Annotated in this window: 19 protein-coding genes and 1 pseudogene; 9 read left to right on the top strand and 11 right to left on the bottom strand. The window is 70.5% G+C overall.

Going from position 1 to position 21,438, the window contains the following annotated elements; translation table 11 throughout:
* The 7 genes from AB0L25_RS29800 to AB0L25_RS29770 all read right to left on the bottom strand — a co-directional run bounded on the left by AB0L25_RS29800 (nucleotide 1) and on the right by AB0L25_RS29770 (nucleotide 7,163).
* Nucleotides 1-1,182: an acyl-CoA dehydrogenase family protein gene (locus AB0L25_RS29800; RefSeq protein WP_500176043.1), complete on the bottom strand. Its 1,182-nt coding sequence runs from the start codon at nucleotides 1,180-1,182 to the stop codon at nucleotides 1-3.
* 39 nt (nucleotides 1,183-1,221) lie between these two features.
* Nucleotides 1,222-2,340: an acyl-CoA dehydrogenase family protein gene (locus AB0L25_RS29795; protein WP_500176042.1), complete on the bottom strand. Its 1,119-nt coding sequence runs from the start codon at nucleotides 2,338-2,340 to the stop codon at nucleotides 1,222-1,224.
* Nucleotides 2,341-2,367: 27 nt separating this feature from the next.
* A complete protein-coding gene (locus tag AB0L25_RS29790) occupies nucleotides 2,368-3,159 on the bottom strand; it encodes an enoyl-CoA hydratase/isomerase family protein (protein ID WP_500176041.1) in 792 nt (263 codons plus the stop codon).
* A gap of 10 nt (nucleotides 3,160-3,169) precedes the next feature.
* A complete protein-coding gene (locus AB0L25_RS29785; RefSeq protein WP_500176040.1) occupies nucleotides 3,170-3,925 on the bottom strand; it encodes an SDR family NAD(P)-dependent oxidoreductase in 756 nt (251 codons plus the stop codon).
* 64 nt (nucleotides 3,926-3,989) lie between these two features.
* Complete coding sequence (locus tag AB0L25_RS29780) at nucleotides 3,990-4,403, bottom strand: Zn-ribbon domain-containing OB-fold protein (protein WP_500176039.1); 414 nt, start codon at nucleotides 4,401-4,403, stop codon at nucleotides 3,990-3,992.
* Nucleotides 4,400-5,557, bottom strand: coding sequence for a thiolase family protein (locus tag AB0L25_RS29775; protein ID WP_500176038.1), 1,158 nt, complete (start codon nucleotides 5,555-5,557; stop codon nucleotides 4,400-4,402). Before AB0L25_RS29775 ends, AB0L25_RS29780 begins: the two co-directional genes overlap by 4 nt.
* Nucleotides 5,558-5,588: 31 nt before the next feature.
* Complete coding sequence (locus AB0L25_RS29770; RefSeq protein WP_500176037.1) at nucleotides 5,589-7,163, bottom strand: AMP-binding protein; 1,575 nt, start codon at nucleotides 7,161-7,163, stop codon at nucleotides 5,589-5,591.
* Nucleotides 7,164-7,382: 219 nt separating this feature from the next.
* On the opposite strand from AB0L25_RS29770, the gene AB0L25_RS29765 reads away from it, so the two are divergent.
* The 9 genes from AB0L25_RS29765 to AB0L25_RS29725 all read left to right on the top strand — a co-directional run bounded on the left by AB0L25_RS29765 (nucleotide 7,383) and on the right by AB0L25_RS29725 (nucleotide 17,372).
* Nucleotides 7,383-8,153, top strand: a complete 771-nt coding sequence (locus tag AB0L25_RS29765) for an enoyl-CoA hydratase/isomerase family protein (protein WP_500176036.1) — start codon at nucleotides 7,383-7,385, stop codon at nucleotides 8,151-8,153.
* A gap of 66 nt (nucleotides 8,154-8,219) precedes the next feature.
* On the top strand, nucleotides 8,220-9,332 hold the full coding sequence (locus AB0L25_RS29760; protein WP_500176035.1) for an acyl-CoA dehydrogenase family protein: 1,113 nt from the start codon (nucleotides 8,220-8,222) through the stop codon (nucleotides 9,330-9,332).
* Between the two features lie 162 nt (nucleotides 9,333-9,494).
* Nucleotides 9,495-11,075 (top strand): AMP-binding protein, encoded by a 1,581-nt coding sequence (locus AB0L25_RS29755; protein WP_500176034.1) that lies wholly within the window; start codon nucleotides 9,495-9,497, stop codon nucleotides 11,073-11,075.
* Nucleotides 11,076-11,108: 33 nt separating this feature from the next.
* Nucleotides 11,109-12,335: an acyl-CoA dehydrogenase family protein gene (locus tag AB0L25_RS29750; RefSeq protein WP_500176033.1), complete on the top strand. Its 1,227-nt coding sequence runs from the start codon at nucleotides 11,109-11,111 to the stop codon at nucleotides 12,333-12,335.
* Nucleotides 12,336-12,374: 39 nt separating this feature from the next.
* Nucleotides 12,375-13,196, top strand: a complete 822-nt coding sequence (locus AB0L25_RS29745; RefSeq protein WP_416499694.1) for an enoyl-CoA hydratase/isomerase family protein — start codon at nucleotides 12,375-12,377, stop codon at nucleotides 13,194-13,196.
* 105 nt (nucleotides 13,197-13,301) lie between these two features.
* Nucleotides 13,302-13,745, top strand: coding sequence for a Zn-ribbon domain-containing OB-fold protein (locus AB0L25_RS29740; protein ID WP_416499695.1), 444 nt, complete (start codon nucleotides 13,302-13,304; stop codon nucleotides 13,743-13,745).
* Nucleotides 13,745-14,893, top strand: a complete 1,149-nt coding sequence (locus AB0L25_RS29735; RefSeq protein ID WP_416499696.1) for a thiolase family protein — start codon at nucleotides 13,745-13,747, stop codon at nucleotides 14,891-14,893. The genes AB0L25_RS29740 and AB0L25_RS29735 overlap by 1 nt, the downstream gene beginning before the upstream one ends.
* A gap of 35 nt (nucleotides 14,894-14,928) precedes the next feature.
* Nucleotides 14,929-16,239, top strand: coding sequence for an acyl-CoA dehydrogenase family protein (locus tag AB0L25_RS29730; protein WP_500176032.1), 1,311 nt, complete (start codon nucleotides 14,929-14,931; stop codon nucleotides 16,237-16,239).
* Nucleotides 16,236-17,372, top strand: a complete 1,137-nt coding sequence (locus tag AB0L25_RS29725) for an acyl-CoA dehydrogenase family protein (RefSeq protein WP_500176031.1) — start codon at nucleotides 16,236-16,238, stop codon at nucleotides 17,370-17,372. The genes AB0L25_RS29730 and AB0L25_RS29725 overlap by 4 nt, the downstream gene beginning before the upstream one ends.
* 145 nt (nucleotides 17,373-17,517) lie before the next feature.
* Here the strand turns inward: AB0L25_RS29725 and AB0L25_RS29720 are convergent, their stop codons facing one another.
* The 4 genes and pseudogenes from AB0L25_RS29720 to AB0L25_RS29705 all read right to left on the bottom strand — a co-directional run bounded on the left by AB0L25_RS29720 (nucleotide 17,518) and on the right by AB0L25_RS29705 (nucleotide 21,290).
* The gene (locus tag AB0L25_RS29720; protein WP_500176053.1) at nucleotides 17,518-18,195 is read right to left on the bottom strand and encodes an ISL3 family transposase; all 678 of its coding nucleotides are present in this window, start codon (nucleotides 18,193-18,195) and stop codon (nucleotides 17,518-17,520) included.
* Nucleotides 18,196-18,464: 269 nt separating this feature from the next.
* Nucleotides 18,465-19,022, bottom strand: a pseudogene (locus tag AB0L25_RS29715) (transposase family protein); the annotation flags it as partial.
* Between the two features lie 295 nt (nucleotides 19,023-19,317).
* Nucleotides 19,318-20,019, bottom strand: a complete 702-nt coding sequence (locus AB0L25_RS29710; protein WP_500176030.1) for a hypothetical protein — start codon at nucleotides 20,017-20,019, stop codon at nucleotides 19,318-19,320.
* A complete protein-coding gene (locus AB0L25_RS29705) occupies nucleotides 20,019-21,290 on the bottom strand; it encodes a phenylacetate--CoA ligase family protein (protein ID WP_500176029.1) in 1,272 nt (423 codons plus the stop codon). The genes AB0L25_RS29710 and AB0L25_RS29705 overlap by 1 nt, the downstream gene beginning before the upstream one ends.
* Nucleotides 21,291-21,438 lie beyond the last annotated feature (148 nt).

Genomic DNA, 21,438 nt, shown 5'->3' with positions numbered 1-21,438 from the left:
TCACGCGGGCCTCGGATCCCTCGGGAGTCCGAGCACCTGCTCGCCGATGATGTTGCGCTGGACCTCGCTCGATCCACCGTAGATCGTCTCGGCGAGCGACAGCAGGAACGAACGCTGCCGGTTGCCGAGCGCGTACCCGTCGCCGACGATCTGGTCGTGGGCCCCGGCGATCTCCATCGCGACGTGGCCCATCCGCTGATGGTGGGTCGAGGCGTAGAGCTTGGCCGTCATCGCCTGGGCTCCGGGCGTCCGTCCCCGGAGGAGTTCGGCGACCGTGCGCAGGTTGGTGTTGCGCATGATCCGCACCGACATCCAGGCGTCCAGGACGGCCCGGCGGTGCGTCGGGTCGGCGAGAACGTCCCGTTCGCGTGCCAGGTCGAGCATCGCTTCCATCTCGCGTTCGAACGTGAGCTGCAGCGGCAGGAGGGTGGCCCCCCTTTCGATGCCGAGCGTCCCCATCGCGGTGCGCCATCCCTGGCCCACCTCTCCGACCACCAGGTCCGCGCGGGTCCTGGCGTTGGTGAAGAAGACCTCCGCGAACTCGTCCTGCCCGGCGAGGGAACGGATGGGCCTGATCTCCACGCCGGGCTGGTCGGCCGGGACCAGGAGCATGCTGAGTCCCTTGCTCCGCCGGGAGTCCGGATCGGTCCGGGCCAGCACGTAGAGCCAGTCGGCGTACATGCCGAACGTCGTCCAGACCTTCTGCCCGTTGATCACCCACTCGTCGCCGTCGAGTTCGGCCCGGGTGCGCACGGCGGCCAGGTCGGACCCGGCGCCCGGCTCGCTGAACCCCTGGCCCCACAGTTCCTCGACGGCCAGGATGCGCGGCAGGAAGCGCCGCTTCTGCTCTTCGCTGCCCATCGCGACGAGCATGGGACCGAGCAGGTCCAGCCCGTTCCCGGTGGCGCGGTAGGGCGCCCCCGCACGGGCGTACTCGTACTCGAAGACGATCTCCTCCAGCAGCCCCAGGCCCCGGCCGCCGTACTCGACGGGCCAGCCGAGACCGAGCCAGCCGCCCGCCGACAGTTCCCTGTCCCAGGCGAGGCGGACCTCCCACGCCTCCTCGTCGGTCGGCCCGCCCACCCCGCGGTACTCGGCGAACTCCCCCACGAGGTGCTCGGCGAGCCAGGTGCGGACCTCCTCGCGGAAGTCGGCCGCCTCCGGTCCGAAGTCAAGTTCCATCATGGTCTCCTCTCATGCGCGGTCGGCCGGGCGCCGACGTCACAGGCCGAGCCGGGCGGCCAGGAGCCGGCGGTGGTGGGCCGGCGTGCCCAGGAGCACCTCGGAACTCTTCGCGCGCTTGAAGTACAGGTGGGCGGGATGCTCCCAGGTGAAGCCGATGGCGCCGTGAATCTGGATGCCGCCGCTCGCGACCTCGGTGAACATCTCGGAGCAGTACACCTTCGCCAGCGCCGCGGCGACACCGACCTCGGACTCGTCGTCCGCGTCGAGCGCCCACAGTCCCCCGTAGGCGGCCGAACGCGCCGACTCCAGGACGGTCAGCAGGTCGGCGCACTTGTGCTTGATGCCCTGGAACGTGCCGATGGGCCTGCCGTACTGCTCGCGGACCTTGGCGTACTCGACCGCCGTGTCCAGGGTCGCCGCCGCGCCGCCCACCTGCTCGGCGGCCAGCAGGATGGCCGCGGTCGCGACCGTCCGTTCGACGATCGGCCAGGCACCGCCCTCCCCGCCGATCAACCGGGCGGGCGTCCCGGCGAACTCCACCCGCGCCTGCGCGCGCGTCTGATCGAGGGTCGGCAGCGCGGTCCTCGTCAGTCCCGGTGCGCCCTCCTCAACGGCGAAGAGGCTGAGGCCGCTCTCACCGCGGGCCACGACGAGGAGCAGGTGGGCGAGGTGCCCGTCCGGGACGTAGGTCTTGGCTCCGGACAGGGTCCATCCGCCGTCACCGCGGGACGCCGTGAGCCGGACTCCCGCCTCGGTCCAGGTGCCGTCCTCCTCGGTCAGGGCGAGCGTCGCCACTGTGGTCCCTGCGGATATGCCGGGCAGGTAGTCCTTCGCCGCCTGCTCGTCGCCGCTGCGCAGAAGCGCCTCGGCGGCGAGAGCGACGGTGGCGAAGTAGGGGGCGCACAGCAGGGCCCGCCCCATTTCCTCGAAGACGATCCCCAGCTCGGCATAGCCGAATCCGGCGCCTCCGTGCTCCTCCGGGACGGCGAGCCCCTGAAGCCCGAGGTCCTGAGCGAGCCGCCGCCACACGTCCGGGTCGTAGCCCGCACCGCTCTCGGCGATCCGGCGCACGTCGGCTTCGGTGGAGTACCTCGCGAAGAACGAGCGCAGGGTCGCGCGAAGCTCGTCCTGTTCCTCGCTGAAGCTGAAGTCCATGGTCGTTTCCCTCGTCTCTTCCGCGATTCACCGGCCCTGAAAGTCGGGGTCGCGGCGTTCGCGGAACGCCTTCAGCCCTTCCTCACGGTCGCGCGTCGTGAACAGCGTCGACACGGCCTCCCGCTCGTAGCCGATCGCGGTGTGCAGTTCCATGGGGAGCCCGCGGTCGACGAGCCGCTTGCCCGCCTCGAGGGCCCGCGGCGCCCCGGCCGCGAGACGCGCGGCCAGCGCCAGGGCGGTCTGCAGCGCCTCGCCGGTGGGAGCGAGCTCGTTGACGAGCCCGATCTCGTGGGCGCGCTCGGCGGAGATCGGTTCCCCGGTGAGGATCATCTGCTTGGCGACGGCGGGCGGAGCCAGCCGTGGGAGCCGTTGTGTCCCGCCCGCGCCCGGCAGGACGCCGAGCTTCATCTCGGGGACGCCCAGCTTCGCACCCGATTCGGCGACCCTCATGTCGCACGCGAGCGACAGCTCGAAGCCGCCGCCGAAGGCGAATCCGTGGATCGCGGCCACCGAGGGCTTGGGGAAGGTCTCCAGCAGTGCGAAGACGTCCGTGGTCCGGTGCACGAACGCCCGGAAGTCGTAGGGCGTCTCGCAGCGGGAGATCTCGTCGAGGTCCGCGCCGGCGGAGAAGGCCCGGCCGGCTCCGGCGATGACCAGGACTCGCACCCGGTCGTCACCGCGGAGCCGCGCCAGCTCGGCCTCCAGCCGGTCCAGCGTCGCCGTTCCGATGGCGTTGAGCTTGTCCGGCCTGTTCAGCGTGAGGACGGCCACGCGGTCCCGCACGTCCGTCGTCAGCACGTCCGTCGATGTCGTCGTCACCGGGCGCCCCTCACACCATCGTCAGGCCGCCGCTGACCGACAACGTCTGGCCGGTCATGTACGCGGCGTCGGCGCCTGCCATGAAGGCGACGACGTTCGCGATCTCGGCGGGCTCGGCCGGGCGGCGGAGCGGGATCGCACGGATCGTCGCCTCGTACATCTTCTGGCTGTAGTCCGCGACCTGCCCGAGCAGGGCGGTGTCGGTCGGCCCCGGGCACACCGTGTTCACGGTGACCCCGTGCCTCGCCACTTCACGGGCCAGCGCCTTCCCGAAGGCGATGACACCGCCCTTGGTGGCCGAGTAGACCACCTCGCCCGAGGAACCGACCCGCCCGGCGTCCGAGGCGATGTTGATGATCCTGCCGGTGCCGCGCTCGATCATGTCGTCGAGCACGGAACGGGTCACCGTGACGGTGCCCCGGAGGTTCACCGAGATGATCCGGTCCCACTCCTCTTCCGTACTGTCAACGAACCGCTTGACGACGTCCACCGCGGCGTTGTTGACGAGGACGTCGATCGCGCCGAGCCTGCGGGCGACCTCCGCCACCGCGGCCCGGACCGCGGCTCCGTCCGACACGTCGGCGGCGACGCCCGCCGTCGGGGTGCCATGCCGCGCCGCGACCGAGGCCGCGGTCTTCTCGGCGGACTCGGCGTCCAGGTCGCATACGCCGACGGCGGCGCCGCGCGCCGCGAGCGCGTCCGCGATGGCGGCCCCGATGCCGCGCCCGGCGCCGGTCACCAGGGCGACCTTGCCCTCCAGTTCCACGTGTCCTCCTGAACGTCGGTGTGCCCGACGAGAACGATACAGTTAAATAATTCAGATTAGCTAATTATGTCTGTGTCTCGTGCTCGTCGACCGGCACGAAGCACGGGAGCGTGATCGACTCGTCGAGGGGTCGGAACACCGCGCGCACGCGGGTTCCGATCGCCACCTCGTCCGGCTCCACGTCCACGACGTGGGAGAGCAGCGTGCCGCCGTCGTCGAGATCGATCACGGCGAGCGCGAACGGGACGTCGAAGCCGGGGCCCGGAGCCCGGTGGACGACGGTCACCGCGTACACGACTCCCCGCCCGCTCGACGGCTCGTAGCTCCACCGTGCCGACATGCAGGCCGGGCACACGGGTTCCGGAACGAAGAACCTGTTCCCGCACTCCGCGCACCTGGGGATGAGGAGTTCGCCGCGGCGGGTCCCCTCCCAGAAGGGACGGGACAGCTCCGTCGGAACGGGTATCGGCCGGCTCATCGGTCCTCCCCCAGGATGGCCATCTCGTAGTGCTGCGCACCGGAGCCCGCGTTGCCGACCAACGCCAGATTCGCGCCATCGATCTGGTGAACCGCCGTACCGCGGATCTGCCTGACCGCCTCGACGACCTTGAGGGTCATCTGCTGGGTCCCGTTCCACGCGTACGACAGGCAGCCGCCGTCGGGGTTCACGGGGTGCTTCCCGTCCAGGGCGATGGCGCCGCTCTCGACCAGGGCGCCGCCCTCGCCCTCGGCGCAGACGCCCAAGGCCTCCATCTGGCGGATGACCTCGAACGAGTTGGGGTCGTAGAGCGAGAAGACGTCGATGTCGTGGGGGGTGATCCCGGCGGTCGCGTACGCACGGGCCGAGGCGTCCCGGCCGATCTGTCCGACCTCCCGGTAGAGGGCGGGGTTCGCGTAGGCGGCCTGGTGGTACTCCATCCCGCCCCCGAGCACGGCGACCGGCGTGTGCGGCAGGTCCCGCGCGCGCTCCGCGGTCGTCACCACGAACGCTCCTCCGCCCTCGCCGACGATGCAGCAGTCGAGCAGGTGGAAGGGCGTCGCCACCATCCGCGAGGCGAGGACGTCCTCGGCCGTGTAGGGGCCTCGCCCGTACATCATGGCCTCGGGATTGGACGCCCCGTTGTTGCGGATCGTCGCGGCGACCTCGGCGAGCTGCCGCGGGGTCGTGCCGTACTCGTGCATGTGACGCGCGGCGACCAGCGCGAACTGGGCGACCACGTAGGAGCCCCAGACATCGGTGAACTCCATCGGAGCGCCGGCGCCCACCGGAGCGTTGGCGGGACCCCGCGACACCAGCCTGCAGCCGCCCACCACGACGGTGTCGGCGTAACCGGCGGTGACCGCGGAGGCCGCCTTGAGCAGGCCGCGCGCGCCCGAGTTGTCGAGCATGGAGTCACTCGTCCAGCGCAGGTCCCTGCCGAGCGCCCGGGCCCAGGAACTGCCCTCTCCCTCGACGCCTCCGGGGCCCGGCCAGTCGATCTGCGCCCCGTCCACGTCCGCGGGCGTCAGCCCCGCGTCCGCGATCGCGCCGCGGACCGCGTCCATGGCGAGGTCCATCGCGGTGCGCCCCGGCAGGGACAGCGCCTGCTCGGTCGCGTGGATCCCGACGATGACCGCTTTCCTGGAGGTCATCCCGCCTCCCGCATCGTGGCGGCCGACCGCATCAGCGTCCCGCCCCGAGCGAGTCGGTTCCGGGGTAGCCGCCGCCGCCGAACCGCTCGTCCAGCGCGCCGTAGTCCTTGGCGCCCCCGCCGGTGCGCGGGAGAGCCTCGATGAACTCGACGGTCTTCGGCTTCTTGTACGAGGCGATGTGTTCGCGGCAGTGCTCGATCAGCTCCTGAGCCGTCGCCGCGGCGTCCTTGTTCAGGACCACGACCGCCTTGACGTCCTGGGCCCAGCGCTCGTTCGGAACGCCGATGACCGCGGCCTCTCGGACCGCCGGGTGAGACTCCAGGCAGTTCTCCACCTCGGCCGGGAAGATGTTCTCGGCGGCGGACTTGAGCATCCTCGTGGTCGTGCCGAGGAAGCTGATGGTCCCGTCGCTCTCCCTGCGCCCCAGGTCGGTCGTGTGCCACCATCCGAACCGGAAGCGCTCGGCGTTGATCTCCGGACGGTTCCAGTACCCCAGGTGCACCAGGTCACCGCGCACGCAGATCTCGCCGGCCTCGCCGACCGGGCATTCACGGCCGTCGCGGTCCAGGATCCGGACCATCGCGAAGGGGCCCGGCCTCCCCGCGTTCCCGATGCCGGTGCCTCCGCTGGCCCCGGTCACGGCGAGGCCGGTGACCTCCGTCTGACCGTAGGCACGCCCCTCTCCGCCCCCGTTCCGGGCGAAGCGGCTCGTGTCGGTGGTGGCCATGCCGTCCCAGAGCTGCGGCGCGATGCTCGCCTGGAGGAACGACAGGTCATGCCCGGCCTCGCGGTTGAGTTCCACGATGCTGACGATCGTCGGCGGCATCAGGTAGGCGTGCGTGCACCGCTCACGGACGAGGAGCGGGAGGAGCTGTTCGGGGTCGACCCGGCGCACCACCACGTTCTTCCCGCCGTGCACGAACACGGGAATGCCGTACAGCTGGTAGTTGCCGATGTGGAACATCGGTCCCGCGTTGAGGAAGGCCGCTTCCTGACCGATGTCGCCCATCCAGGCGCCGTTGGCTCCCATGGCCAGCAGGTTGCGGTGCGAGAGCATGGAGCCGCACTGGCGTCCGCTGATCGCCGCCGTGTAGATGACCAGAAGCGCGGTGTCCGGATCGACGTCCAGGTCCGGATCGTCCACCGCGCCGGACGCGAGGAAGCGCTCGTATCCGTCCTCGTCCGTCTCGGCTCCGTCGTGGCGCAGCCACAGGGTCTTGCGGCCGGCGGTCTCGGCGAGCGCCTTGCCGACGGTCTCCCCGATCTCCTCCTGCTGCCAGATGACGACCTTCGGATCGAAGTCCTCGATCGCGAAGACCATCTCCGGTGCGGCCCAGCGCCAGTAGCCGGGGCAGACCATGGCCCCGATCTTGGCCGCAGCTCCCAGGAGCTCGTACACCCGGAAGGAGTTCTGGCCGAGCCAGAGGATCCGGTCCCCCGCCTTCACCCCCGCGGAGGCGAGCGCGTTGGCGAGCCGGTTGGTCCTGACGTCCAGTTCGGACCAGGTGAGGCGCAGGTCGCCGTCGACGAGCGCGACGGAGTCGGCGAAGGAACGGCGATGCTCCCTGATCACATCGCCGAAGGTCATGTGGCGGTTCGTGGTCACTGACGCTCCTGTCGAGGGGTCCGAGGTTCGATGCGGGGAACTATATAGTTATATAATTAAGCGATAGGTTGCCGCCAGTGGCACTCGGGGCCGCCGGAGCGGTCTCGCGCCCCCGGCCGACCACCCCGGCACCCCCTTCGCAACGAACATCGAGCTCAGTATATTTAGTTAGACCATTCAACTATGCTTCCCATTACCTGGCAAGCACCTGGAGGCCCGATGTACGACCTGTCCCCCGACCTCGTGGTGACCGCTCACGGAGCGGTCCGGCTGCTGGAGCTCAACCGTCCGGACCAGCTGAACTCCACCAGCGAGGGCTTGCACACCGCACTGGCGGAGGTGTGGGACCGCGTCGCCGCCGATGCCGAGGCCAGAGCGGTCGTGGTGACCGGTCGCGGGCGCGCGTTCAGCGCCGGAGGGAACTTCGAGGTGATGCGGAGGGTCCAGCGCGACGAGGCGTTCCGTCACCAGAACGTCGTCGAGGCGCGCCGGATCATCACCGGGATGGTGCGCTGCCCCGTTCCGATCGTCTCGGCGATCAACGGTCCGGCGGTCGGGCTCGGATGCAGTCTCGCGCTGCTGAGCGACATGGCCGTGATGGCGGAGAGCGCCCACATCGCCGACCCGCACCTCCAGGTGGGACTCGTGGCCGGTGACGGCGGCGCGCTGGTCCTGCCGCTGATCGTGGGGCTCGCACGCGCCAAGGAGCTGCTCTTCCTGGGACGGAAGGTGAGCGCCCCGGACGCCGAGCGTCTCGGCCTGGTCAACTCGGTCGTCGCCGACGACCAGGTGCTGGAGGAGGCCATGAGGCTCGCGCAGCGCCTGGCGGATCTGCCCGTCCAGGCGCTGCGCGACACCAAGCGGGCGGTGAACCTGCACCTGGAACAGGCGATGTCCGCGGTCATGGAGGTCGCGCTGACCGCCGAACGGGAGAGCATGCACTCCCCCGAGCACGTGGCGCTCGTGGACAAGCTCCTGTCGAAGAAGTGAGGCAGCGGCCGTCCGTCACCCGCTTCGCACGGCCGTCCGCACGGCCACGACACCACAGGAGTGATCATGCATTTCGCCTTCGACGAGACGCAGGAGGACCTGCGCCGGACGGTACGCGATTTCCTCGCCGACACGGCCTCGGAGAACGAGACTCGTCGCGTCATGAAGACCGAGCGCGGCCATGACGAGGCCGTCTGGCGGCGCATGGGCGCGGAGCTCGGCCTTCAGGGGCTCGCCGTGCCGGAGGAGTACGGAGGCGCCGGCGCCGGGCCGGTCGAGGTCGGGCTCGTCATGGAGGAGATGGGCCGGGCCCTGCTGTGCGCGCCCTTCCTCTCGTCCGCGGTGCTGGCGACGACGGCGATCGTCCGCAGCGACGACGAGCGGGCACGTGCCGAGCTGCTGCCGGGTCTGGCGTCCGGTGACTCCGTCGCCACCCTGGCGCTGACCGAGGACTCGGCCCGCTGGGACCGCGAGGGCGTGGCCCTCTCCGCCCGTCCCGCCGGAGACGGCTGGCTGCTCGACGGCCACAAGACGTTCGTCCTCGACGGCGCCACGGCCGACGTCGTCCTCACCGTCGCCCGGACGGCCGAGGGCATCGGCCTCTTCCGGGTCGACGCCGGTGCGGAGGGCCTCACCCGGTCCGTCCTGCCGACTCTGGACCCGACCAGGCGTCAGGCTCGGCTCGAGTACCGGGGCGTGGCGGCGCGGCCCCTCCGGACACGCGGGGACGGGTGGGACCTGGTGGCCGCGGTGCTCCACCACGGCATCGCCGCCCTGGCGGCCGAACAGGTCGGCGTCGCCTCTCGCGTTCTCGACATGGCCGTGGAATACGCGAAGGTCAGGCATCAGTTCGGGCGGGCCATCGGATCATTCCAGGCCGTCAAGCACCTGCTGGCCGACGTGCTCATGGACGTGGAATCGGCGAGGGCCGCCGCCTACGCCGCCCTCCTCGCCCTGCAGGACGGTCGGGACGTGCCCGCGGCGACGAGCCTGGCGAAGGCGTTCTGCTCGGACGCGTGTCTGAAGGCCACGGAGAGCAACATCCAGGTCCACGGCGGGATCGGGTTCACCTGGGAGCACCCGGCTCACCTGTACTTCAAGCGCGCGAAGACCTCGCAGCTGCTCTTCGGCGACCCCGCTCACCACCGTGAACTCCTGGCGCAGGCCATCGGTGTATGAACCACGACCGGGCCCGCGGCGGCACAGCGCAGTGACATCGACTCGCCGGACACCACTTCACGGTGCCGCCGCGGCTCCTGAAGGAGATCGAGCGGCGCGCATGACCAGCGCGGCGGCCGCCGGGCGGCGGCCCGCCGGATTCGAGCAGCTCCGGGAGTAACCGTGTATCCAGGGACATTCGCCGACACATGCCCCGACCGCCCCGCCGTGGTGATGGGAGGGTCCGGGCAGGTCGTCACCTACCGCGACCTCGATCGCCGCTCCAACCGGATCGCCCACCTGCTGCGTCACCAGGGCCTGCGCCCCGGTGACACTCTCGCGGTCGTGAGCGAGAACCGGCGGGAGGTCTTCGATCTCGCCTGGGCCGCCCAGCGCTCGGGTCTCCAGTTGACGATGGTCAACCACCATCTCACCCCCGAGGAGTCGGCCTACATCGTCGCCGACAGCGGCGCCAAGGTGGTCGTGCTGACGCCTGCGACGGCCGAGTGCGCCGACGCACTCGCCCCCGCGGAGATCCCGGCGCTCGAACGCCGGCTGATGATCGGCGAGGCGGCGGTTCCCGGATGGGAGCGGTTCGAGGAGGTCGTGGCCGGTTTCCCGGCGACCCCGGTCCCGGACGAGTGCGAGGGCGACATCATGCTCTACTCCTCCGGGACGACCGGACGCCCGAAGGGCATCCTGCGGGAGGTGACCGGCGCGCCGATCGGAAGCCATCCGGACGTCCCGGGCCATTGGCTGCGCGAGACCCTGGGCATGCGGCCGGGTGACGTGTACCTCTGCCCGGCCCCGCTCTACCACGCGGCGCCGCTGGCCTGGTCGATGGCGTGTCATCGCACGGGGGCGACGGTCGTCGTCATGGAGCGCTTCGAGCCCGAGCAGGCCCTCCGCCTGATCGAGCGGCACCGGGTGACGCACAGCCAGTGGGTGCCGACCATGTTCGTCCGGATGTTGAAACTGCCCGAGCGGATCCGCCGGCGCTACGACCTGTCGAGCCTGCGGTCGGCCGTGCACGCCGCCGCCCCGTGCCCCGTGCCGGTCAAGCACCGGATGATCGAGTGGTGGGGCCCGATCCTGTACGAGTTCTACTCGGCCACCGAGGGCATCGGCGCCACGGCGATCACGTCGGAGGAATGGCTGCGGAAGCCGGGCTCGGTGGGACGCCCGCTGCTGGGCACACCGCGGATCCTCGACGAACAGGGCCGGGAGCTCCCCGCCGGCGAGGTGGGCGTCGTCTGGTTCGAGGGCGGTACGCCGTTCGAGTACCGCGGCGATCCCGGCAAGACGGCCGCCGCGACCGACCGGCACGGCCGCCGGACGGTGGGCGACATGGGCCGGCTGGACGAGGACGGCTTCCTGTACCTCACCGACCGGGCGACCAACATGATCATTTCCGGCGGGGTCAACATCTACCCGCAGGAGGTGGAGAACGCGCTGATCCTCCACCCCGACGTCGCCGACGCCGCGGTCCTCGGCGTCCCGGACCACGACATGGGCGAACAGGTCAAGGCGGTCGTCCAGCTCGAGGACGGGAGCCCGGCGGACCATGACACGGCCGAGCGCCTGTTCGAGCACTGCCGTGCGCAACTGGCGGGCTACAAGTGCCCCCGTTCGCTGGAGTTCACCGGCGACCAGCTGAGGAGCCCGGCCGGCAAGGTCCGCGTCGAGCCGCTGAGACGGCGATTCGGCTCCGGGCCCGGCCCCTTCGTCAGGGGCGACGGCCAAGGGCGCACCCAGCGACAATAAAGTATAATTATCTAACTACTAAGGAGGTGCGCCGTGGACCTCTCCTATCCTCCCGAGGCCGAGGCGTTCCGCGCGGAGGTCAAGGAGTTCCTCTCGGAGCACCTGCCCGCGGACTGGGCCGGCATCGGCTCGCTGGACGAGGAACCGGCGTGGGAGTTCGCCCGTAAGTGGCGCGTCCTGCTCGCCGAGCGCGGGTACCTGTCCATCGCCTGGCCGGAGCGGTACGGGGGCCGGGGACTGACCAAACTCCACCAGGTCGTCCTCATGGAGGAGCTTGCGCTGGCGGGTGTCCCGTTCGGGCTCCCCCACGACACCTTCGGCGTCAAGATGCTGGCGAACACGCTGCTCAAGTGGGGCACGGAAGAGCAGAAGTCGCGCTTCCTGCCCCGCATCCTCAGCGGCGAGGACGTCTGGTGCCAGGGGTACTCGGAGCCCGATGCCGGTTCCGACCTCGCCTCCCTGACGACCCGCGCCGACCGGGACGGCGACGAGTGGGTCGTCAACGGGCAGAAGGTGTGGACCTCCGGAGCCCACGAGGCCAACTGGATCTTCGTGCTGGCGCGCACCGATCAGCACGCCTCCAAGCACCGTGGCATCTCCTTCATGCTGGTGCCGCTCGACCAGCCCGGCGTCGAGGTGCGCCCGTTCCGCATGATGAGCGGCCAGGTGCATTTCAACGAGGTGTTCTTCACCGGGGCCCGGACGCGCACCGACCTGGTCGTGGGCGGCGTGAACAACGGCTGGACCGTCGCGCAGAGCCTGCTGGGCGTGGAACGCGGCGAGGAGGCCGCGACCAATCCGATCCTCTTCAAGGCCGAACTGGAACGCCTGATCGAGCTCGCCCGCACCTACGGCAAGGACACCGACCCGGTGATCCGGCAGCGCATCGCCTGGTGCTGGTCGAAGGTCGAGATCATGCGCCATCTCGGCAACCGCATCCTGACCGGATGGCTGAAGGGCGCGGAGCCCGGTCCCGAGTCCTCCATCGCCAAGCTCTACTGGAGCGAGTACCACCTGAAGGTCACCGAGCTGGCCATGGACATCATGGGCATGCACGCCCAGGTACCGGCCGGTCGGCCGCCACTGCGGACGTATCGCACCGACGATCCGGGCGCGGCCAACTCCTCGGGTTCCTGGTCGACGACCTACCTCATCGCGCGCTCCGGGACCATCTACGCCGGAACGTCCCAGGTGCAGCGGAACATCCTCGCCGAGAAGGTCCTCGGGCTGCCCCGCGAACCGCGCCCGGCCCAGCCCTGAGTCCGTCCCCCCATTCCGCTCCCCCGACTAAGGAGTGCCATGTCCGTCACGTACGCAGACTTCACGGCCCTGAAGTTCGACCGCCCCGCCCCCGGCGTGCTGAGGCTCGTCCTCGACGCTCCCAACCTCAACGCCGTCGATCCGCGGATGCACCGTGAACTCGCCGACGTCTGGCCGGTGATCGACCGGGACGAGGAGACCCGGGCGGTGCTGGTGCAGGGCGCGGGCAAGGCGTTCTCCGCCGGAGGAACGTTCGAGTCCATCGAGCACATGGCGGACGATTACGCGGTGCGCGTGCGCGTCATGCGCGAGGCCCGCGACATGGTGTACGGCGTCCTGAACTGTTCCAAGCCGGTGATCTCGGCCATCCACGGCCCCGCGGTCGGGGCCGGCCTCGTGATCGGCATGATGGCCGACATCTCGGTGGTCGGACGCACGGCGAAGATCGTGGACGGCCACACCCGACTGGGCGTCGCGGCCGGCGACCACGCCGCCATCTGCTGGCCGCTCCTCTGCGGGATGGCCAAGGCCAAGTACTACCTGCTCACCTGCGAGACCCTCACGGGCGAGGAGGCCGAGCGCATCGGCCTGGTGTCCAAGTGCGTCGAGGACGACCGGGTGCAGGAGGAGGGCCTCCGGCTCGCCACGTCCCTCGCCGCCGGAGCCACGAGCGCCATCAGCTGGACCAAACGCTCCCTCAACCACTGGTACCGGAGCGCTTCGCCGATCTTCGAGGCGTCCCTCGGGCTGGAGTTCCTCGGCTTCGGCGGTCCCGAGGTGCTGGAGGGGGTGGCCTCGCATCGGGAGAAGCGGCGTCCCGACTTCGAGGCGGTCGGGCGGAAGAACCCCCTGGACCTGTGATGCTCCGATCGATTCAAAAGTAGAACTAATTTACATATCTAACTGTTTCGGGCTACGCTGCGGCCAGGGCGCACGCCGGCCCCGCCCGGAACGAAGGAGTGGTCGATGACGAAGACCAGGCCCGTCGCCGAGGAGCTGTTCACCTGGCCCTCGGACGAACCACGATTGATCGGCTCGCAGTGCGCCGAGTGCGGAACGGTCGCCTTCCCCGCGGCCGACCACTGCGCGCGCTGCGGCGGAGCGGAGGCCACGCGCCGGCTGCTCTCGGACCGAGGGACTCTCTGGACCTTCACCACCCAGGGGTTCCGCCCCCCGTCCCCGCCGTACGACGGCAACGACACGGCCGACACGTTCCGGCCGTACACCGTCGGCTACGTGGAGCTTCCCGAGGACATCCTGGTCGAGGCCCGGCTCACCGAGCCCGACCCCGAGGCACTGCGCATCGGCCAGCCGATGCGCATGGTCGTCGTCCCGTACAGCGTGGCGGACGACGGCACCGAGATCCTGACGTTCGCGTTCGCGCCGGTCGGCGCCACCGAGGAGGCGTGATGGAAGCCGTGATCATCGGCGTGGGGCTGCACCCCTTCGGCCGGTTCCCCGGCAAGTCGGCGATGGACATGGGAGCCGAGGCCGTGCGCTCCGCGCTCGCGGACGCCGGGGTGCGGTGGCCGCAGATCCAGGGCGGCTTCATCGGCAGCCTGGAGGTGGCCAATCCCGACGCGATCGTGGGCCGTCTCGGCCTGACGGGCGTCCCGCTGCGCGGCGTCTTCAACGGGTGCGCCACCGCCGGAACGGCGATCTCCATGGCGGCGAACGCCATCGAGACCGGCGAGCACGATCTCACCATCGCCATCGGCATGGACAAGCATCCGCGCGGTGCGTTCGCGGCCGATCCCTCGGTGGCGGGCCTGCCGGACTGGTACGGCCAGACCGGCATGTTCCTCACCACCCACTTCTTCGGCATGAAGATCAACCGCTACATGCACGACCACGGCATCACCGAGCGGACGCTCGCACGGGTCGCGGCGAAGAACTTCCGGAACGCCTCCGGCAACGAGAAGGCCTGGCGGCGCACGCCGCTCTCGGAGGAGGAAATCCTCGCCTCTCCGGTGCTCAACTACCCGCTCCGGCAGTACATGTACTGCGGTCCGGACGAGGGCGCCGCCGCCGTCGTCATGTGCCGCGCGGATCAGGCCCACAAGTACACCTCCAACAAGCCCGTGCGGGTCCGGGCCAGCGTGCTGCGCAGCCGGCGAGCGGGAGCCTTCGAGGTCCAGAGCCCGGCGATGCCGCTCGGCGAGCACGCGCCGAGCCCCACCGTGGACGCCTCCCGCGCCGCCTACGAGGCCGCCGGGATCGGGCCGGAGGACGTCGACATCGCCCAGCTGCAGGACACCGACGCCGGCTCGGAGATCATTCACATGGCCGAGAACGGGCTGTGCAAGGACGGCGAGCAGGAACGCCTCATCGCCGAGGGCGCGACCGAGCCCGGCGGCCGCCTGCCGGTCAACACCGACGGCGGACTGATCGGCAACGGGGAACCGATCGGCGCCTCGGGACTCCGGCAGGTGCACGAGATCGTGCACCAGCTCCGCGGCACGGCCGGAGCCCGTCAGGTCCCCGGGACGCCGAGAGTCGGTTACACCCACCTGTACGGCGCTCCGGGCGTCTCGGCCGTCACCGTTCTTTCCACCTGACCGCAAGGTCGACACGACGTTCAGGAAGCACACCGATGGCTCATGACAAGGAAGCCGGCGTCCCCGACCTCGAGTCGTTCACGGCGGAGGTCCGGGCGTTCCTCGAGGCGCACGCTCCCGGCGCCGCGGCGCGCGAGGGAGGCGCCCGTGAGTTCGCCTGGGGCACGGGCGACGACCGGATGGCATATTTCAGCTCCGACCCGCCCGAAGAGGAGCGACGCAAGATCGATGAGGCGCGGGCCTGGCAGCGCACCAGATACGAGAACGGCTTCGGCTGGATCACCGGTCCCGAGCAGTACGGGGGCCGGAACCTCACCCCCGTCCACGACATGGTCTACAACGCGATCGAGTCCGAGTACGACGTCCCCGACACCGGCGTCCTCAGCGTGGTCGGCCTGGGGATGATCGGGCCGACGATCCTCGCCCACGCCCGGGACGAGATCAAGGAGCGGTGGCTCCCCGCGATGTACAGTGGCGAGGCGATCGCCTGCCAGCTGTTCAGCGAGCCGGAGGCCGGCTCCGACCTGGCGAGCGTGCGGACGCGCGCCGTCCGGGACGGCGACGCGTGGGTGCTGAACGGCCAGAAGGTCTGGACCTCGGTGGCGCACCACAGCAGGCTCGGCCTCGCGCTGACCCGGACCGCCCCGGACGCCCCGAAGCACAAGGGGATCACCGCCTTCCTGGTGGACATGACCCTTCCCGGCGTCGAGGTCAGGCCGCTGCGGCAGATGACCGGCGGGGCGGACTTCAACGAGGTGTTCCTCAACGACGTCCGAGTGCCGGACGACCACCGCCTGGGCGAGGTCGACGGCGGGTGGACGGTGGCGATGACCACGCTGATGAACGAGCGCGCCACCGTCGGGGGCGACGACGGCGGGCCGGCCGCGGCCGCCCTGACGCCCGAACGGCTCTACGCGGTGCTCCGGGCCAGCTGGACGCTGGACGACCGCGCCGTGCGGGCCCAGGTCGCGGAGTTGCTGGCGGACGTCATGGCGACCGAGCACCTCAACGCACGCGCGCTGCGCGGGATGCGGGCCGGGGTGACGCCCGGCCCCGAGATGTCGGTGTCGAAGCTGATGTACGCACAGAATCTCACGCGCGCGGCGCATCTGGTGACGGACGTGTTCGGTCCCCGCGCCATCGCCGACTCGGGTGAGTGGGGGACCTACGCGTGGTCGGAGCTCCTGCTCGCGACACCCGCGCTCCGGATCCTCGGAGGAACGGAGGAGATCATGAAGAACATCCTCGCCGAACGGGTGCTCGGCCTTCCCAAGGAGCCGGGCATCGACACCCGTTCGCCGTTCCGCGAACTGCGTCGTTCGGCCACCGGAGAGGGGGCGGCATGACCGGCATCGTCCGACTCTCCGAGGTGGAGCTCGGCGAGCTCCGCTCCTCCGTGCGGAGCTTCCTGGAGGCCAAGTCCTCGGAGGAGGCCGTCCGCAAGGTGATCGAGACCGAGCCGCGGTACGACCCGCAGGTGTGGGCGCAGATGGCCGAACAACTGCGTCTGCCCGGCCTGATCATTCCCGAGGAGTACGGCGGGGACGGCTTCGGCCAGGTGGCGCTCGCGGCGGTGCTGGAAGAGATGGGCAGAGCCCTGCTGTGCTCTCCGTTCTTCGCGACGGTGGTCCTCGCCGCGCAGGCGCTGCTGGCCTCCGGTGACCGGGAGGCCTGCGCGGAACTCCTCCCCGGGATCGCGGCGGGCACGACGACCGCCGCGCTCGCGGTCGGCGAGAAGACCGGGGCCTGGGACCCCGTGCAGGTGGAGACGCGAGCGGTCCGGCAAGGCGACGACGTCGCCGGATGGACGCTGACCGGCACGAAGTCGTTCGTCATCGATGGCGCATCGGCCGATCTTCTCCTCGTGATCGCGCGGACGACCGCCGGGCCGTCGCTGTTCGCCGTGGACCGTGCCGCCACCGGCCTGAGCGCGGAACCGCTGGAGGTGCTCGACCCGACCAGGGCCATGGCGCGGCTCCGTTTCCAAGGCACTCCGGCCCGTCTGGTGGGGACCGACGGGGCGGGCGGCCGGCTGATGGCGCGCGTTCTCGACCTGGCGACGGCCGGTCTCGCCGCGGAGCAGACGGGCGGGGCCGAGCGCTGCCTGGAGAGCGCGACGGCGTACGCGGGCACCCGGGTGCAGTTCGGCCGCCTGATCGGCAGCTTCCAGGCCGTCAAGCACAAGTGCGCCGAGATGCTCGTCCAGGTCGAGCTGGCCCGCGCCAGTGCGCGCGAGGCCGCGCAGATCGCCGACACGGGAGACGAGGCGGCCTTCGCGGTGGCGTCTAGCGCCGCCCATGTGTGCTGCTCACGGGCGTACATGTTCGCCGCGGCGGAGAACATCCAGGTTCACGGCGGGATCGGCTTCACCTGGGAGCACCCTGCGCACCTGTACTTCCGGCGCGCCAAGTCCTCGCAGCTGCTCTTCGGCGGCCCGGCCGCGTCTCACGAGCGCTTCCTGGAACGCCTCGGCTTCTGATCTCGGGCTTCTGACCCTCGCACGTCCCCGGCCCGCCGCGCCCGCGGCGGGCCTTCCCGTGCCTGAAGCCGCCGGCCGCGATGGCCGGATTGTCAACGACGGCCGAATCCTGGCTCTGGCGCACATTCCGTGAAGCGGGTCCGTGTCAGTCGGCCAGGAGGATGCGTTTGCGCAGGAGGTCGGGGTTGGCTCGGCCGTACATCTGTCTCTTGATCATTTTGATCCGGTTGACGTGTCCTTCGACGGGGCCGGAGCTGTAGGGCAGGGTGAGCCCGGCGGTGGCGGCGTCCTGGTCGCGGCGCAGCCCGGTGACAAAGGAGTGCAGTTCGGGCAGGTCCTCACCGGCAACGGCGGTCATCCAGGTCTCGAGCCACCGACCGTGGCGGTGGACCATCATCTCGGCGAACTCGCGGACTCGATCGCGCAGCACGGCCAGCTGCGGGCAGGTGGCGCAGAGCGTGTCGATGCGGTGCCGGTCACCGGGGTCCAGGTGGGCGGGGTTGCTCAGGAACCAGGCGGTGGCCTGGCGGACCGTCGGCGGCCGCGGGGCGGCCGGCGCGGGCGGGCCGGTCCGCCAGGGCTGGAGGTGCTGCCGGACCGTGGTGAGGGCGCCGCGGTATCCGCGTTCGCGTAGTTCTGCGTGGAGCCGCCGGGCGTTGGTGCATCCCTGGTTCCAGCGCTGCCGCAGGTAGGCGTCGTAGGCCTCGATGTCCTTGGTGCGCTGGCCGGTGCCGTTGTGGACCAAGAGCAGGTCGGGGTCGGCGGCCCGGGCGAACCGCCGGACGGTGTTTCGGCTGAGCTGCAGCTCGTCGGCGATCCGCATGATGGTGCCGCCCTGAGCCAGCAGGTCGTGGACGGCGGCGTGGCGCTGCCGGGTGCGGACGGCGACCCGGTCGTTTCTGCCTTCGGGGGAACGGGAGGTGCGCGGGCCGGGTAGCGCGTCGGGCCCGTTCTCCCGTTCTGCGAGGACGTGAAGGTGGTGGCGATGCCGGGCCACTGCCCGTTCGACGGCGTCACCGAGGTTCCGCCACATATGCCAGCGGTCGGCGACCTGGATCGCCTCCGGCGCGCCCCGGGCGACGCCCCCTCGGCATAGGCTCCGGCCCGGTCCCGGCAGACGATCTCGACACCGGCATGTGCTCGCAGCCAGGCGGCCAGGGTGTCGGCGGTCCGGTCGGCCAGGACCTCGACCGGCCGGCCGCAGGTGATATCGATGAGGATCGACCCGTAGACGTGTCCGCGGCGCAGCGCGAAGTCGTCCACGCCCAGCACACGCGGTGTTGGTGCGGCGGGTTCGGGCAAAGCGCGGATCAGGCGGTTCAGCGTCGTCCGGCCCACCGAGCCCGCCAGCCGTCCGGCCAGGCGGGCACCCGCCCGGCCGCCCAGCGCCAGCGCGATCGCCCGCAACGCCTCCCCGGCTCCGGTGCTGCGGCGGCCGTAGCGGACCGTCAGGCCCGGAACCTGCTCGACGAAGGTCCGCCTGGCGCAGGCCTCGTTGCCGCACCGGAACCGGTGAACCCGCAGATGGATGAGCACCTCCTGCCGGCCGACCGCGGTGTCGGACAGCCGCCGCTCGTAGTGGCTGTGCCTACGCCGCGACCGCGTCCCGCACCCCGGGCATCCGGCCTCACGCGTCGTGGTCCGAGCCATGATCCGCACCGAGGCTCCGCAGCGGGTCACCCCCTCCACGGACACACGGGCCAGGTGAGGAAGCAGTACGGTCACCAGTTCCTTGATCGACACACCCGCGATGCTCGCGATCACGACATCGGCTACCGGCCAGAACGCCCGAACCGTGACCTACCGGACCAGCACCTTCACGGAATGTGTGCCAGAGCCAGTTTTCACGCGTCGTCGACACCGGATCTCCGGGCAAGACGACGGCGCCGTGATGTGGCAGGGATGTCCACATCACGGCGCCGGTTCGCGGGTGTCCGAACGCTCCTCAGGCGAACACCACGCGCGGATCGTCGCTGCCGCACGCGCAGCGTTCGGTGCGTACCGTCCCCCGCGTTTCCAGGACGAACTCTCGTCCCGCCGCCGTCCGCACCGCCGCGGCCATCAAGACCAGACGGCCCTCCCGCTCGCCGACCGTCCACTCCGCTCGGTTGACGTGCGCTCCGGCGCGCTCGGGGCACTCGATGGCCAGGGCGGGTCCCAGTGTCGAGAGGACCGCTGCGGACACTCCGGCGTTGCGCAGGCGTTCGGCGCCTTCCGGGCGGGCCAGGATGACCGGGGTGTCCCGGAGAAGGTCACCGATCATGACCTGGCCGCTCAGCGCTTCCAGCGTCTCCCCGGACAGACCGAGGATGGCGTGGAGGTCGAGCTCGCGATGGAAGACCCTGGTGCGCACGTGGTCCCAGCCCATCGCCTCCACGCTGCCGTACACGACGCCCAGGTTGCGGAGCGCCTCGATGACCGGCTGGAACCAGACGCCTTCATGGCCCGAGAAGCTGACGGCCACCTGTTGGCCGCGCTTCAGCCCGTGCGCCTCGAGCCGTTCCTGAGTCCAGGCGGCGTCACGCGCGAGGTCGTCCCAGCCGACTTCGCAGTCGACGGCGCCTTCCGGCCCGGGAACCGCGAGAAGATAGGCGATGGGCGGGTGATCGAGCATGCAGGCCCGGGAGAGCGTCTCCTGACGCGCCATCACCGCTTCACCACCCTCGGGAACTTGGCCACACTCCGCACCGTCTGCATGAGCTCCTCCTCGGTATGCAGTTCCAGCTCGGGCTCCACTCCGGTCCGCCCGCCGATGCCCGCCCGCAGCCGATCGGCGAGATCGGCGGTGTCGGTGGTCAGGAACGGGTCGTAGCCGACGCGCACGAGGAGCCGGTCCACCTCCCGCGCCGGCCGGACGATCTGGAACACGCCCGCGACGGTCTCCGGCTCGGCCTCCACGGCCTGCCACACGTCGCCCAGGACGACGGGCCTGCCGCCGACCAGGGTCTCGTCACCGCGTCGCCCCGACACCCACATGCGCCCGTGAGTCCGGCCGCAGCCGCAGGTCTCGTTCGACACCCGCACCAGGTCCTCGCTGCGATAGCGGATGAGCGGCGCCGCGCGGTTGTCGAGATCGGTGGCGACGAGCTCGCCGATCTGTCCCTCTTCGACCGGTTCATTGCCGGAGGGGTTCAGGCATTCGGCGAAGACGGTGTCCTCCCACAGGTGGAAACCGTCGTGCTCTCGGCATTCCCAGGCCGTCCCCGTGTCCGCCGCGCTGGTGTACTCGTAGAGCTCGACGCCCCACTCGTTCTGCACCTTCTGCCGCATCCGCGGGCTGATCGGCTGCCCGGCGCACGAGGCGCCCTTGAGCGACGAGAAGAGTTCCTTGAGGTCGTACTCCTTCTCCATGTGCTCCAGCTCGACCAGCTGCGGGTACATCAGCTGCATGTAGGCGGGCCGGTAGCGCCGGACCGCCTCCAGCGTCTCCCGCATGCGCCCGAACCAGGTGTTCGTGGAGATCACGACGGCGCCGAGGGCGTGGTAGCCGTAATCCATGAGGTTCCGGAACGTCCCGGGCGGGCTCAGGACCCGGTCGCCCGGCCGCAGGCCCAGTTCCCAGAGATCCCGCAGCTGCGCGGTGACCAGTGGCGGGGCCCCGTCCCAGATCTCCGCGAAGAACTCCGGATCGCCCGTCGTCCCCGAACTGGAGGTGATCGAGTTCAGCTCGGAGGGCTGGACGTGCAGCAGCCCTCCGAAGGGGTCCCCGGTGCGAGCCCGGTAGGCACGGAGGACGTCCTTCCCGAAGGACGGAATGCGTTCCCGGAAGTCCTCCAAGGACGAGATGTCCCGCGGATGCACCCCGTGGGAGTCCCAGAGCTCGCGATAGAACGGCGAGTTCTCGTAGGCGGCGGGCACCAAATCCAGGACACGCTTCTCCTGGAGTTCTCGGAGCGCCGTCCGAGACATCGTCTCCACCGCTGGTTCTAGGTATCTGTCTTCCGGCAAGGGCCCTCCTCGTCATGGGCTCGGGAAGGTCGCTCCGAGCGGCGCCGGTGGCCGTGCGGGCGGCGCTCGCACGGCCGGAGCCAAGGCAGAACGCGGCCGCAGGGCGTTGATGTGATGC

This window comes from Spirillospora sp. NPDC052242, assembly GCF_040679555.1.
Taxonomy (GTDB): Bacteria; Actinomycetota; Actinomycetes; order Streptosporangiales; family Streptosporangiaceae; genus Spirillospora.
The sequence above is the reverse complement of the archived record's forward strand: the minus strand, read 5'-3'. Positions and strand labels throughout refer to the sequence as shown.